Here is a 13,769-nt window from a genome sequence, read left to right as displayed (position 1 = left end):
CATTTCATTTATGGCGGCTCAAAATTCCGCGATGGTAAAGATTACGTTTAATACGCGTCAGACCCGGCTTCGGTTTACGCGGCTCGTCCAGACTTGCCAGCACAATTTCCAGCACGCGTTCAGCCACATCACGATGGCGTTGAGCCACCGCCAGAACCGGGCACTGGAGGAAGTCGAGCAGCTCGTTATCACCGAAGGTCGCGATGGCCAGGTCGGAAGGCAGCTTACCCTCACGGCGTAAGGTCACATCCATCACCCCCTGCAGCAGAGCAAATGAGGTGGTGAATAGCGCCTGCGGCATCGGGTGCGTTTCCAGCCATTTCTCGAAAAGCTGTGCGGCCGCTTCACGTTCATAGCTGTTGGCATAGAGGTAGTGCACCTCACGGGGATCGTCTTTCCAGGCGGTTCTGAACCCCTGTTCACGCAGGAAGCTGACTGACAGTTCAGGCAGCGCCCCCAGATACAGCACCGTTTCAGCCGGGAAGGTTCTCAGCTCTGCCGCCAGCATCTCGGCATCATCCTGATCGGCACCGACGACGCTCGTGAAATGCTCCCTGTCGAGCGCACGATCCAGCGCCACAATCGGGAATGGGTCGTTCGCCCAGCGCTGATAAAACGGGTGTTCAGGCGGTAAAGAGGTGGAGACGATGATGGCATCGACCTGACGCTGGAGCAGATGCTCAATACAGCGCATCTCGTTGTCGGGCTGGTCTTCCGAGCAGGCAATCAGCAACTGATAACCACGCTGGCGCGCCTGACGTTCAAGATAGTTGGCGATACGGGTATAGCTGGTGTTTTCCAGATCCGGGATCACCAGGCCAATAGAGCGGGTGCGTCCGGCACGCAGGCCAGCTGCGACAGCATTCGGATGGTAGTTATGTTCACGAACCACCGCCATAACTTTTTCAACGGTCTTATCGCTGACACGGTACTGCTTTGCTTTACCGTTAATCACATAGCTGGCCGTTGTTCGTGACACGCCGGCTAGCCGGGCGATTTCATCCAGTTTCACAATTGCCCCTTAAAAAATGAAAAGAGTCCATGGCCTTGGCAAGGTTATGGTTAAATCTTTTAACATCTAAACGCAGAATAGCCTTCGCGGCAACCGCTTTTATCTCTGTTGTCGGCTGATTACACAAAAAAAAGCCCGGCTTTGGTGACCGGGCAGAAAGAGGCGAACCTTTTAGACAACTAACGCATGATCTTATCGCCGCGTGACAGGCCAACAACGCCCGATCTCGCAACCTCAACAATTTTTGCCACATCCCGCACAGATGCCAGGAAGGCATCCAGCTTGTCACTCGTTCCGGCCAGCTGAACCGTATATATAGAAGGCGTGACGTCTATAATCTGCCCACGGAAGATATCCGTGTTACGTTTCACTTCCTCGCGCCCGTAACCGCTGGCCTGGATTTTCACCAGCATGACCTCTCGCTCAACGTAGGCACCCTGCCCCAGCTCGCTGACGCGCAGAACATCGACCAGCTTATGCAGCTGTTTCTCGATCTGCTCAAGCACTTTGGCATCGCCGACGGTCTGGATGGTCATGCGCGACAGCGTCGGATCGTCAGTCGGCGCAACGGTCAGGCTTTCAATGTTATAGCCGCGCTGTGCAAAAAGGCCAATGACGCGCGACAGTGCGCCAGACTCGTTTTCCAGTAAAACAGATAATATCCGGCGCATATCAGGTTCTCTCCGTTTTGCTTAACCACATTTCATCCATACCACCACCGCGAATATGCATCGGGTATACGTGCTCGGTGCCATCAACAATGACATCCATAAAAACGAGGCGGTTATTTTTAACGTGCTCAAGCGCTTCACCGAGCTTCGTTTCGAGCTCTGCCGGATCGGTCACTCGCATCCCAATATGGCCGTAGGCTTCAGCCAGACGAACAAAGTCAGGCAGTGACGTCATGTAGGACTGAGAGTGACGACCAGAGTAGATCATGTCCTGCCACTGCTTCACCATCCCGAGATAACCGTTATTCAGGTTCAGCACCAGTACCGGCAGCTCATACTGAAGGGCCGTCGACAGCTCCTGGATGTTCATCTGAATACTGCCGTCTCCCGTCACGCAGACGACGGTTTCGTCAGGCAGAGCCAGCTTGACGCCCAGTGCGGCAGGCAAGCCAAAGCCCATCGTTCCTAACCCTCCGGAGTTAATCCAGTGGCGCGGTTTATCAAACGGATAATAAAGGGCGGCAAACATCTGATGCTGACCCACGTCAGACGTCACGTATGCCTCGCCTTTCGTCAGCCGCCAGATAGTTTCGATCACCGCCTGCGGCTTAATGCTGTCGCTTTGCGTGTCATACTTCAGGCACTGACGCGCGCGCCATTGTTCGATCTGCTGCCACCAGTCACGGATCTCATCCAGCGGCTGGGAAGGCGGCTCCTGTGCCAGCAGATCCAGCATTTGCTCCAGCACCTGGCGGGCATCACCGACGATCGGCACATCCGCAGACACCGTTTTCGAAATAGAGGTGGGATCGATATCAATATGAAGCACGGTGGCGTTCGGGCAGTATTTCGCCAGATTGTTGGTGGTGCGATCGTCAAAGCGCACGCCGACGGCAAAGATCACATCGGAATGGTGCATCGTCATGTTGGCTTCATAGGTACCATGCATACCCAGCATCCCCAGAGCCTGACGGTGAGTTGCCGGGAAAGCGCCCAGCCCCATCAGCGACGACGCAACGGGAAGATTGAGTTTCTCGATAAGCTCCCGAAGCTGCCCTTCACAGGCAGAATTGATTGCCCCACCACCGACATAGACTACCGGTTTTTTGGCGGCCAGCAGCGTTTGCAAGGCACGTTTGATCTGCCCCTTGTGGCCCTGCGTCGTTGGGTTGTATGAGCGCATGCTCACCGACTCCGGCCAGACATAAGGAAGCTTGTTCGCCGGGTTCAAGATATCTTTCGGCAGATCGACCACCACCGGGCCGGGACGCCCGCTTGCTGCCAGCCAGAAGGCTTTTTTCAATATCCCCGGGATGTCTTCAGTTTGCTTAACCAGGAAGCTGTGCTTCACAACGGGACGCGAAATCCCCACCATGTCGCACTCCTGAAACGCGTCGTAGCCAATCAGTGACGTCGCCACTTGGCCGGAAAGAATAACCAGCGGGATAGAATCCATATACGCCGTGGCAATGCCGGTGATGGCGTTTGTCGCGCCGGGACCGGACGTCACTAATACCACGCCTACTTCACCTGTCGCGCGGGCCAGCCCGTCAGCCATATGCACCGCCGCCTGCTCGTGGCGTACTAAAACATGGTCAATGCCGCCTACCGTATGAAGCGCATCATAAATATCCAGGACTGCGCCTCCGGGATAACCGAACACTTGCTTCACGCCCTGATCGATTAACGATCGGACGACCATTTCCGCGCCAGACAACATCTCCATGCTTTGCCTCCAGGCATTTTGTTATAGACGAGCTGCAGAATTCATTTCCGCACCGTCTTACGACTGGGTTAAACCAATCTTATATTTTGCAGAGTGATCGTTACCTTAACCGCTCGTTATGAGGCAGGCAATTAGCAGACCGGGTGAGCTAAACGGTTCGCAAAGCAGAAAAAACAGGTATTAAGGAAGGATATGGTCAATTCATCTGGTATTAGAGGATGAGATGATTAATCATCGCTGAAAAGCGCGTCGATTCAGGAAATCATCTATTTTTGCGAGCCAGAGAGCAGTAAGAAAAAATTCACAACAGAATAAAATAACAATAACAGAGAAAAAACCAGGATAAATCACACGAGAAGATGCAATTTATCCTGATGCGCTTATCGACGGCAAATACTGATCAGTAACTCTTCCATCCACTGGTGCCCTTTATCCCGACCGGCGGCTTCATGCCAGCAGAGATAGCAGGTACGGCTATTCAGCTTGAGCGGCAACGGCAACATTTGCAATTGTAGTTGACCGGAAAACTCTTCAGCCAGCCAGCGTGGTGCAATAGCCACCAGATGTGTCTGCGAGACCACGTTCAATACGCTGACCATTGCCATTCCCTGATAAGCAACGCTTGCCTGTTTATCCGCCGTGTCATACCACGGCAGGCTAAAGGAAGCATATCTGTCGAGCGCAACAACAGCATGCTGCTCGCTATAAACGTCACTTTCCCGAAGCGGAGAATTGAGTCGGGGGTGTTTTTTACTGGCGACCAACACCATTTCATCTTTAAACAGCGGAACGCAAGAAAATTCAGGACGTCGAAATTCTTCATATCCCAGAACGAACTCGGTCTCCTGGTAGCGTAACTGATGCTCGGTGTTTTGATTTAAGGATGATTTAAAAACCAGATGGATATTGGGAGCGATCTCTTCAACTTTATTATAAATAATCGACGTCAAATAATTATCTAACGGACTGCAAACACAAAGATTGAATACACGCTCACTGCTTAAAGGTTCAAAGCCTGACCCTGGCAGCTCGTTCTGAACCAGCTGCAACGCCTGACGGATAGAGCCGAATAACTGGAATGCCCGTGCGGTAGGCTGTATTCCTCTCCCGTAACGAACGAATAACTCGTCGTTAAACATAACCTTAAGTCTGGCGACGGCATTACTGACCGCGGGCTGAGACATCCCCAACGTATGTGCCGCCCGGGTGATATTCTGCTCCTGCATGACAGCATCAAATACCGTGAGCAGATTAAGGTCCACCGTACGTAACTGCGGTTTAATCCCATCAGTAGTTTGAGGTTGTTTAATATTAATTTCTGGCACTTCTGACTCCACTGTCACGCTACACTCCCTTTGCCAACGTACTGTAATAATTCCGAAGAATATGATTTACCATGCATATACGATCAGCGAAAGAGAATTATTTTAAATTCGGAAAATATAAAGAACAGTTTAGCGAAAATGACTTTTCGCCGCTGACAAACGATAAAATAAACACCACTGCAAATGATATGATTCACTTTAGGATTTGAATGAAACCATAAACTAGACCAATATACAATCGTCAGCGGGTTAATGATGTCTTAAGTATTATTAAACTGTTATTGCAACCCCGATTAAATAAGTTAACAATCTGTAATAACCATAAGACATCCGAAGTGATAAAAAACATTCACCGCATTTATAACTTAATGATATCAAACCCATTTGCGCCCCACACAATTGAGTAGCGAACTTTTAAGTTATTCATCACAATTATATTCAATTATTTCTGCAACCTTTTTCTCAGTCCAAAATTAGACAATTTGTAGGGTCGAAAAAGCAAAACCCAGCACAATTAGCTAAAGCACATATCCTGTCAACCTGGCCAGCCGGGTGCGTTTTTGCCTGCAGGGGTTGACATGCACAGTCGTATCCAGTACCACTAAAAGCATATTGAATTTAACGGAGCACGATTCATGATTCGCACCATTCGTTTCACCGGTCTACTACTACTAAACGCATCCACTGTGCGCGGTAGACTGGCGGGCGAAATTCAGCGTTGAATCGTCACCAGTAAGACTAAAAACCCGCGCCACTGCGCGGGTTTTTTTATGCTCGTAGCAAGGCGCCCTAAGACTGACAAGGACCTAACCCATGAGCCAGCAAGTCATTATTTTCGATACAACTTTACGTGACGGTGAACAGGCATTACAGGCAAGCCTGAGTGTGAAAGAGAAACTGCAGATCGCGCTGGCTCTCGAACGTATGGGTGTCGACGTGATGGAGGTCGGTTTCCCTGTCTCTTCTCCGGGTGACTTCGAATCCGTGCAGACCATAGCGCGTACCATCAAGAACAGCCGCGTCTGTGGCCTGGCACGCTGTGTGGAAAAAGATATCGATGTTGCAGCCGAGTCGTTGAAGGTTGCCGAAGCATTCCGTATTCATACCTTTATTGCTACCTCTCCTATGCACATTGCCACCAAGCTGCGCAGCACGCTGGATGAGGTTATTGAGCGCGCGGTCTACATGGTCAAACGTGCCCGTAACTACACGGATGACGTTGAATTCTCCTGTGAAGATGCTGGCCGTACGCCGATTGAAGATTTGGCGCGCGTGGTGGAAGCTGCCATCAATGCGGGCGCTAAAACCATCAATATCCCGGACACTGTCGGCTACACCATGCCGTTTGAGTTCTCCAACATCATTACCGGTCTGTATGAACGCGTACCAAACATTGATCAAGCGATTATCTCCGTACATACCCACGATGACCTGGGGCTGGCCGTTGGCAACGCCATCGCTGCGGTGCACGCCGGTGCACGTCAGGTAGAAGGCGCGATGAACGGCATCGGTGAACGTGCAGGTAACTGTTCACTGGAAGAAGTGATCATGGCGATCAAAGTGCGCAAAGACATCATGAATGTGCATACCCGCATCAATCACAACGAAATCTGGCGTACCAGCCAGACCGTCAGCCAGATCTGCAACATGCCCATCCCGGCTAACAAGGCGATTGTGGGTACCGGCGCCTTTGCGCACTCCTCCGGTATTCATCAGGATGGCGTGCTGAAAAACCGTGAAAACTACGAAATCATGACCCCGGAATCCATCGGCCTGAACCAGGTTCAGTTGAACCTGACCTCCCGTTCCGGTCGTGCGGCGGTGAAACACCGTATGGAAGAGATGGGTTATAAGGACAGCGATTACAACATGGATCAGCTGTACGACGCCTTCCTGAAGCTGGCCGATAAAAAAGGTCAGGTATTCGACTATGACCTGGAAGCGCTGGCCTTCATCAATAAACAGCAGGAAGAGCCTGAGCACTTCCGCCTCGATTACTTCAGCGTGCAGTCAGGCTCCAGCGACATTGCGACTGCCTCGGTCAAACTGGCCTGTGGCGAAGACATTAAGGCCGAAGCGGCAAATGGCAATGGCCCGGTTGATGCCATTTACCGCGCGATTAACCGCGTCACCGAGTACGACGTAGAGCTGGTGAAATATGACCTGACGGCCAAGGGCCACGGTGAGAATGCCCTGGGTCAGGTTGATATCGTGGTCACCCACAATGGCCGTCGTTTCCACGGTGTGGGCCTGGCGACGGATATTGTTGAATCCTCCGCGAAGGCGATGGTCCACGTGCTGAACAATATCTGGCGCGCCGCTGAAGTTGAAAAAGAGTTGCAACGCAAAGCTCAGAATAAAGAGAACAACAAGGAAACCGTGTAATGTCGAAGAATTACCATATTGCTGTGTTACCGGGTGACGGTATTGGCCCGGAAGTGATGGCACAGGCGCTGAAAGTACTGGAAGCCGTTCGTTCGCGTTTTGCGATGAAAATCTCCACCAGCCACTATGATGTGGGCGGTATCGCCATCGATAATCACGGTACTCCGCTGCCAAAAGCGACCGTTGAAGGGTGTGAAAATGCGGATGCAGTGCTGTTTGGCTCCGTGGGTGGCCCTAAATGGGAACACCTGCCGCCCGCCGGGCAGCCTGAGCGCGGCGCGCTGCTGCCACTGCGTAAACATTTTAAATTGTTCAGCAACCTGCGTCCGGCGAAGCTGTACCAGGGGCTGGAAACGTTCTGTCCGCTGCGTGCAGATATCGCGGCTAACGGCTTTGACATCCTGTGCGTGCGTGAACTGACCGGCGGGATCTACTTCGGGCAGCCTAAAGGGCGCGAAGGCAGCGGTCAGCATGAAAAAGCCTTTGATACCGAGGTCTATCACCGTTTTGAAATTGAACGTATCGCCCATATCGCCTTTGAGTCGGCGCGCAAACGCCGCCATAAAGTGACGTCTATCGATAAAGCGAACGTTCTGCAGTCTTCTATTTTGTGGCGTGAAATCGTCAGTGAAGTCGCGAAACAGTATCCGGATGTCGAACTGTCCCATATGTACATCGACAACGCGACCATGCAGCTGATTAAAGATCCGTCGCAGTTTGACGTTCTGCTGTGTTCCAACCTGTTCGGCGATATTCTCTCGGACGAGTGCGCAATGATCACAGGCTCTATGGGGATGTTGCCATCAGCCAGCCTCAATGAAGAGGGATTTGGCCTGTACGAACCTGCTGGCGGCTCCGCGCCCGATATCGCCGGCAAAAACATTGCCAACCCGATTGCGCAGATCCTCTCTCTGGCCTTGCTGTTGCGCTACAGCCTTGATGCCGGTGATGCAGCAACCGCAATTGAAAACGCCATTAACCGTGCGTTAGAAGAAGGTGTCCGTACCGGTGATTTAGCACGCGGCACGGCGGCAGTCAGTACCGATGAAATGGGCGACATTATTGCCCGCTATGTCGCTGAAGGGGTGTAATCATGGCGAAAACGTTATATGAAAAATTGTTTGATGCGCACGTAGTTTACGAAGCACCAAACGAAACCCCACTGTTGTATATCGATCGCCATCTGGTGCACGAGGTTACCTCCCCTCAGGCATTCGACGGACTGCGTGCGCATAAGCGCCCGGTGCGCCAGCCAGGTAAAACCTTCGCGACAATGGATCACAACGTCTCCACGCAAACCAAAGATATCAATGCGTCGGGTGAAATGGCGCGTATCCAGATGCAGGAGCTGATCAAAAACTGCAATGAATTTGGCGTCGAGCTCTACGATCTGAACCACCCGTATCAGGGTATCGTCCACGTAATGGGGCCAGAACAGGGCATCACCCTGCCCGGCATGACCATTGTCTGCGGTGACTCCCACACGGCCACCCACGGCGCGTTTGGGGCCCTGGCGTTCGGTATTGGTACCTCTGAAGTAGAACATGTTCTGGCGACGCAGACCCTGAAACAGGGCCGCGCCAAAACCATGAAGATTGAAGTGAAAGGCAAAGCGGCCCCGGGCATTACCGCCAAAGACATCGTGCTGGCCATCATCGGTAAAACCGGCAGCGCAGGCGGCACCGGTCACGTGGTTGAATTCTGCGGTGAAGCCATCCAGGCACTGAGCATGGAGGGCCGAATGACGCTCTGCAACATGGCCATTGAGATGGGGGCAAAAGCGGGCCTGGTTGCGCCAGACGAGACAACCTTCAGCTATGTGAAGGGCCGTCTGCACGCGCCGAAAGACCAGGATTTTATTGAGGCGGTTGCGTACTGGAAAACCCTGAAAACCGACGATGGTGCGACGTTTGACACCGTGGTTACGCTGCAGGCGGAAGACATTGCACCACAGGTCACCTGGGGAACCAACCCGGGCCAGGTGATTTCCGTTAACGATAATATTCCTGACCCGGCCTCTTTCAGCGATCCGGTCGAGCGCGCCAGTGCGGAAAAAGCGCTGGCCTATATGGGTCTGAAGCCAGGCATTCCGTTGACTGACGTGACCATTGATAAAGTGTTTATCGGCTCCTGCACCAACTCCCGTATCGAAGATTTACGCGCGGCGGCCGAGATTGCCAAAGGCCGCAAAGTGGCACCGGGCGTTCAGGCGCTGGTTGTGCCGGGCTCTGGCCCGGTGAAAGCCCAGGCGGAAGCTGAAGGCCTGGATAAGATCTTTATCGAAGCGGGCTTCGAATGGCGCCTGCCTGGCTGCTCCATGTGCCTGGCCATGAACAATGACCGCCTGAATCCTGGCGAGCGTTGTGCCTCCACCAGTAACCGTAACTTTGAAGGCCGTCAGGGCCGCGGTGGGCGTACTCACCTGGTCAGCCCGGCAATGGCCGCCGCTGCGGCAGTGACCGGTCATTTCGCCGATATTCGCAGCCTGAAATAAGGAGACAATCATGGCAGAGAAATTTACCCAACATACGGGCCGGGTTGTCCCACTGGACGCCGCTAACGTCGACACTGACGCCATCATTCCAAAGCAGTTTTTGCAGAAGGTGACCCGTACCGGGTTTGGCGCGCATCTGTTTAACGACTGGCGCTTCCTGGACGACAAAGGCGAAGTGCCCAATCCCGAGTTCGTGCTGAACTTCCCGGAATTTAAAGGCGCATCGATTCTGCTGGCGCGTGAAAACTTTGGCTGCGGCTCTTCCCGTGAACATGCACCCTGGGCGCTCACCGACTACGGGTTTAAAGTGGTTATCGCCCCAAGCTTTGCCGATATCTTCTACGGCAACAGCTTCAATAACCAGCTGCTGCCGGTGACGCTGAGCGATGCGCAGGTAGACGAATTGTTCGCCCTGGTGAAGGCAAATCCTGGGATTTCGTTTGAAGTGGATCTGGAAGCGGAAGTGGTGAAAGCGGGTGATAAATCCTACAGCTTCAGCATTGACGCCTTTCGTCGTCACTGCATGCTGAATGGCCTGGACAGTATTGGCCTGACGCTGCAGCACGAAGATGCCATCTCCGCCTATGAGCAAAAACAGCCTGCGTTTATGGGGTAGGCTGCGTACCATCCCGGTGAAGATCAACATCGTCCAACATAATGGTTGCAGTACACCATCAGTGTTAATTGATGTGGGCCTCATCACTGTTTGCCTCTTGCGTCAGCCTGAGGCAAACAGCCTCGGCTGACGCCACGCACTCTATGCGCCTTCTTAGACCCTGTCAGAAAATCGTTTTATTGCGTGAAGCAGCCTTCCAGAATCACACATCTTTTACCCGGCAGGTTAGCACCAGCGTCACCACGGAAATGGCCGCAATCATCCAGTACACTGACGCGTGACCGTAGGTTTGCGACAACGCCCCCTGAATCACCCCTGCCAGAATTACGCCCGTTGAAATGCTGTTGGTAAAGAGCGTAGTGGCAGAGCCTGCCCGTCCCGGCATTAAGTCCTGGAACCAGAGCATCCCAATCCCGGCCACGATGCCAATAAACACGGCGTTAAACAGCTGCAGCGCAAGCAGTGCTTCGCGCGAATGGAAGACGATCAGCCCCAGATAAAAAAGCACTCCCGCCGCCACGGCGACGATCATCATGCGGCGCTTTCCAAAACGCTTAACGTAATAACCCGCCAGGATCATCGCCGGAATTTCCAGGCCGGCAGCCGTCCCCATCAGGATCCCCGCAAGCTTGTCCGGCAACCCCAGATCGCTGCTGATCCACAGCGGCATATCAATGATGTACATGGTGTTGCAGGTCCACATCAGCATGGACGCGATAAACAGCATGCGGACGTTTTTATCCTGCCAGCCACTCACCTGGGTGATGGGTTTATCCGTCGTCTGCTCCACTCGCGCCACTGAGGGTAGCGCAAAGGCAATCAATATCAGACTGATGACAAAAATGCCGGCAGCGATGGAAAACATGGTGGTAAAGCCATAGTTCAGCGCCAGCATAAACGCCAGCGGCGGGCCGATCACCCAGGCCAGAGAGAGCTGCGCACGCATGACCGAGCTGAACATCACCACTTCCCGCGCCGAGTTATCCGCGTATTCACGGGCCAGCGCGAACAGCTGCGGCATGGCGGTATTGGCGAGTGACGCCAGAAGCACGCCGCAGGTAATCAGCGTCAGGTAATGGCGATTGAAGGCAAACAGCAGCGCGTTACCCACGGCCATGGCGCAGCAAAAGAGGATCAGTTTGCGACGATCGCCCCGATTGTCCGATCGTTTTGCCAGTGCCAGACTGACCAGGATCCCGGCGATGGCGTTCACGGTATAAAACAGCCCCACCCAAAACGGCTGCGCCCCCACCTCACGGCTGAGAAACAGACTCAGCGTCGGAGCCTGCAATGCCCCCGCCACGCCCATCATAAAGGCCACCAGCATAAAAGCGGCATACACGCCGTTCAGGCGTCGCCCCATCGTCATCAACCAGAGCATGCGCAAGTCCTTGTGAAAGCGAATCGAAAGTGGGTGAATAGTAAACGAAAAAAGCCAGCAAAAACATTTTGCTGGCGGGTGATAAGCACCAATACTCAGTCACACATGATCGAGGCGAGTTAGCAAGAAGAGGTCAGTTTCGTAACGTCCCACTGCATCAGATCTTCCAGGATTTTCAACCGTTGCTCTGCACACTGGCGGGCCAGCCAGGACGCTCCCTGCGTCGCTGAAAAATAACGCTGATAAAACTGACGTGCGGTAGACCTCTTCATAATTTACCTCCTCACTTCATCGGGAAGAATTATTGGCCTAATATAGGGATTAATAAATTGCTGATTTTTTGTCAGGAGTTCCCCTTTTATGCCATCTGGTCGTCTGCAACAACAATTTATCCGCCTCTGGCAATGCTGCGAGGGGCGATCGCAGGAGACCACGCTGAACGAGCTGGCGGACCTGCTCAGCTGTTCGCGCCGGCACATGCGCACGCTGCTTAATACCATGCAGCAGCAGGGCTGGCTCAACTGGGAGGCCGAGGCGGGTCGCGGAAAACGCTCGCGCCTGACCTTCCTGTATACCGGGCTGGCGTTGCAGCAGCAGCGGGCGGAAGACCTGCTGGAACAGGACCGCATCGACCAGCTGGTGCAGCTGGTGGGGGACAAAGCGGCAGTACGTCAGATGCTGGTGTCGCATCTCGGGCGCAGCTTTCGTCAGGGTCGCCACATTCTGCGGGTGCTCTACTATCGACCGATGAAAAACCTGTTGCCCGGCACGGCGTTACGCCGCTCTGAAACCCATATGGCCCGACAAATATTCAGCGGCCTGACGCGCATAAATGAGGAAAATGGGGAACTTGAAGCGGATATTGCGCACCACTGGCAGCAACTTTCTCCTCTTCACTGGCGCTTTTTTCTACGTCCTGGTATTCATTTCCACCACGGCCGCGAGCTGGAGATGGTCGATGTGATTGCCTCTTTAGAGCGCGCCTGCACGCTACCGCTCTATTCCCATATTTCACGCGTTCACTCCCCTACGGCATGGACACTGGATGTTGAACTGTCTCAGCCGGACAAATGGCTTCCGTGGCTGCTGGGCTATGTACCGTCGATGATTTTGCCCGGTGAATGGGAATCGATGAATAATTTTGCCAGCCTGCCGATTGGCACCGGCCCCTACTCTGTATCGCGCAATAACAACAACCAGCTGAAAATCCGCGCTTTTGATGACTATTTTGGCTACCGGGCGCTGATCGACGAAGTGAACGTGTGGGTATTACCGGATCTCAACGAAGAGCTGAGCGCCGGGCTGACGCTGGAAGGGCCCACTACGGGCGAAAAGGCCGTGGAGAGCCGGCTCGAAGAAGGGTGCTACTATCTTCTGTTCGACAGCCGTACCCATCGCGGGGCAAACCATGAGGTGCGCAAATGGATAAGCCACGTGTTGTCGCCCTCCAGCCTGATTTATCATGCGGAGGAGCAGTACCAGACCTACTGGTTCCCGGCGTATGGTCTGCTTCCTCGCTGGCATCACGCCCGTCCGACATACTGCGACAAGCCCGCCGGGCTGGAGTCCATCACCCTGACCTACTATCGCGAGCACGTTGAGCACCGCTTTATCGCCAGAATCATGACCCGACTGCTGGCCGCCGTTGGGGTGAGGCTGGATGTCAAAGAGGTGGATTACGATGAATGGCATCAGGGAGAGATCGTCAGCGACATCTGGCTCAACAGCGCCAACTTTACCCTGCCGCTTGATTTCTCGCTCTTCTCTCACCTGTATGAGGTCCCGCTTATCCAGCACTGCATAGACCGGGACTGGCAGCAGGACGCGGCACGCTGGCGCGCCGGCGACATGAATCTGGCCTCATGGTGCCAGCAGTTGCTGGCTGAACAAGCGATCGTGCCGTTGATCCACCACTGGCTGATGATCCAGGGGCAGCGTAGTATGCGCGGTGTCAGAATGAATACGCTGGGCTGGTTTGATTTTAAATCCGCCTGGTTTTCGCCGCCGGAGCCATAACACTTTCGTAATATTTGCCAAATCATTACAATAGCGCCGTTCTCAACGGGGTGCTGCATCACTGATGTGCGCTGAGATAATACCCGTCGAACCTGATCCGGATAACGCCGGCGAAGGGATTTGAGGCTGTCACTCAAAATCCT

12 protein-coding genes and 1 riboswitch are annotated in these 13,769 nt (G+C 53.6%); of the genes, 6 read left to right on the top strand and 6 right to left on the bottom strand.

Annotated features, from left to right (window positions below):
- Positions 1-4: 4 nt before the first annotated feature.
- The 4 genes from cra to leuO all read right to left on the bottom strand — a co-directional run bounded on the left by cra (position 5) and on the right by leuO (position 4,734).
- Positions 5-1,012, bottom strand: coding sequence for a catabolite repressor/activator (gene cra / locus ACN9MQ_RS03465; protein ID WP_014168621.1), 1,008 nt, complete (start codon positions 1,010-1,012; stop codon positions 5-7).
- Between the two features lie 179 nt (positions 1,013-1,191).
- Positions 1,192-1,683, bottom strand: a complete 492-nt coding sequence (gene ilvN, locus ACN9MQ_RS03460) for an acetolactate synthase small subunit (protein WP_003856371.1) — start codon at positions 1,681-1,683, stop codon at positions 1,192-1,194.
- Between the two features lies 1 nt (position 1,684).
- Positions 1,685-3,409: an acetolactate synthase 3 large subunit gene (ilvI, locus tag ACN9MQ_RS03455; protein ID WP_014168620.1), complete on the bottom strand. Its 1,725-nt coding sequence runs from the start codon at positions 3,407-3,409 to the stop codon at positions 1,685-1,687.
- 380 nt (positions 3,410-3,789) lie between these two features.
- On the bottom strand, positions 3,790-4,734 hold the full coding sequence (gene leuO, locus ACN9MQ_RS03450) for a transcriptional regulator LeuO (protein ID WP_426021262.1): 945 nt from the start codon (positions 4,732-4,734) through the stop codon (positions 3,790-3,792).
- Between the two features lie 635 nt (positions 4,735-5,369).
- On the opposite strand from leuO, the gene leuL reads away from it, so the two are divergent.
- From leuL to leuD, 5 genes are all read left to right on the top strand, one after another.
- A complete protein-coding gene (leuL, locus tag ACN9MQ_RS03445) occupies positions 5,370-5,456 on the top strand; it encodes a leu operon leader peptide (protein ID WP_071530973.1) in 87 nt (28 codons plus the stop codon).
- Between the two features lie 91 nt (positions 5,457-5,547).
- Positions 5,548-7,119, top strand: a complete 1,572-nt coding sequence (leuA, locus tag ACN9MQ_RS03440; protein ID WP_014168617.1) for a 2-isopropylmalate synthase — start codon at positions 5,548-5,550, stop codon at positions 7,117-7,119.
- Positions 7,119-8,210, top strand: coding sequence for a 3-isopropylmalate dehydrogenase (gene leuB / locus ACN9MQ_RS03435; RefSeq protein ID WP_020882572.1), 1,092 nt, complete (start codon positions 7,119-7,121; stop codon positions 8,208-8,210). Before leuA ends, leuB begins: the two co-directional genes overlap by 1 nt.
- A gap of 2 nt (positions 8,211-8,212) precedes the next feature.
- Positions 8,213-9,613 (top strand): 3-isopropylmalate dehydratase large subunit, encoded by a 1,401-nt coding sequence (gene leuC / locus ACN9MQ_RS03430; protein ID WP_020882571.1) that lies wholly within the window; start codon positions 8,213-8,215, stop codon positions 9,611-9,613.
- Positions 9,614-9,623: 10 nt separating this feature from the next.
- Entirely contained in the window at positions 9,624-10,229 is a 606-nt protein-coding gene (leuD, locus tag ACN9MQ_RS03425; protein WP_014168614.1) for a 3-isopropylmalate dehydratase small subunit, read from the top strand.
- Between the two features lie 202 nt (positions 10,230-10,431).
- On the opposite strand, the gene ACN9MQ_RS03420 is transcribed toward leuD, so the two are convergent.
- Entirely contained in the window at positions 10,432-11,610 is a 1,179-nt protein-coding gene (locus ACN9MQ_RS03420) for a sugar efflux transporter (protein ID WP_020882570.1), read from the bottom strand.
- A 119-nt stretch (positions 11,611-11,729) separates the two neighbouring features.
- Positions 11,730-11,882: a glucose uptake inhibitor SgrT gene (gene sgrT / locus ACN9MQ_RS03415; RefSeq protein ID WP_426021229.1), complete on the bottom strand. Its 153-nt coding sequence runs from the start codon at positions 11,880-11,882 to the stop codon at positions 11,730-11,732.
- Positions 11,883-11,970: 88 nt separating this feature from the next.
- On the opposite strand from sgrT, the gene sgrR reads away from it, so the two are divergent.
- A complete protein-coding gene (gene sgrR, locus ACN9MQ_RS03410) occupies positions 11,971-13,626 on the top strand; it encodes an HTH-type transcriptional regulator SgrR (protein WP_014168611.1) in 1,656 nt (551 codons plus the stop codon).
- Between the two features lie 36 nt (positions 13,627-13,662).
- Positions 13,663-13,763: riboswitch (TPP riboswitch) on the top strand.
- The last annotated feature ends 6 nt before the right edge of the window (positions 13,764-13,769 follow it).

Source organism: Enterobacter sp. R-25, assembly GCF_049913205.1.
GTDB lineage: Bacteria > Pseudomonadota > Gammaproteobacteria > Enterobacterales > Enterobacteriaceae > Enterobacter > Enterobacter ludwigii.
This window is presented reverse-complemented; position numbering and strand designations above follow the sequence as displayed.

Coding starts and splice junctions, on each gene's coding strand:
- sgrT (WP_426021229.1), bottom strand. CDS start 11,882: ATGAAGAGGTCTACCGCACGTCAGTTTTATCAGCGTTATTTTTCAGCG.
- leuL (WP_071530973.1), top strand. CDS start 5,370: ATGATTCGCACCATTCGTTTCACCGGTCTACTACTACTAAACGCATCC.
- leuB (WP_020882572.1), top strand. CDS start 7,119: ATGTCGAAGAATTACCATATTGCTGTGTTACCGGGTGACGGTATTGGC.
- ilvI (WP_014168620.1), bottom strand. CDS start 3,409: ATGGAGATGTTGTCTGGCGCGGAAATGGTCGTCCGATCGTTAATCGAT.
- leuA (WP_014168617.1), top strand. CDS start 5,548: ATGAGCCAGCAAGTCATTATTTTCGATACAACTTTACGTGACGGTGAA.
- ilvN (WP_003856371.1), bottom strand. CDS start 1,683: ATGCGCCGGATATTATCTGTTTTACTGGAAAACGAGTCTGGCGCACTG.
- ACN9MQ_RS03420 (WP_020882570.1), bottom strand. CDS start 11,610: ATGCTCTGGTTGATGACGATGGGGCGACGCCTGAACGGCGTGTATGCC.
- leuC (WP_020882571.1), top strand. CDS start 8,213: ATGGCGAAAACGTTATATGAAAAATTGTTTGATGCGCACGTAGTTTAC.
- sgrR (WP_014168611.1), top strand. CDS start 11,971: ATGCCATCTGGTCGTCTGCAACAACAATTTATCCGCCTCTGGCAATGC.
- leuD (WP_014168614.1), top strand. CDS start 9,624: ATGGCAGAGAAATTTACCCAACATACGGGCCGGGTTGTCCCACTGGAC.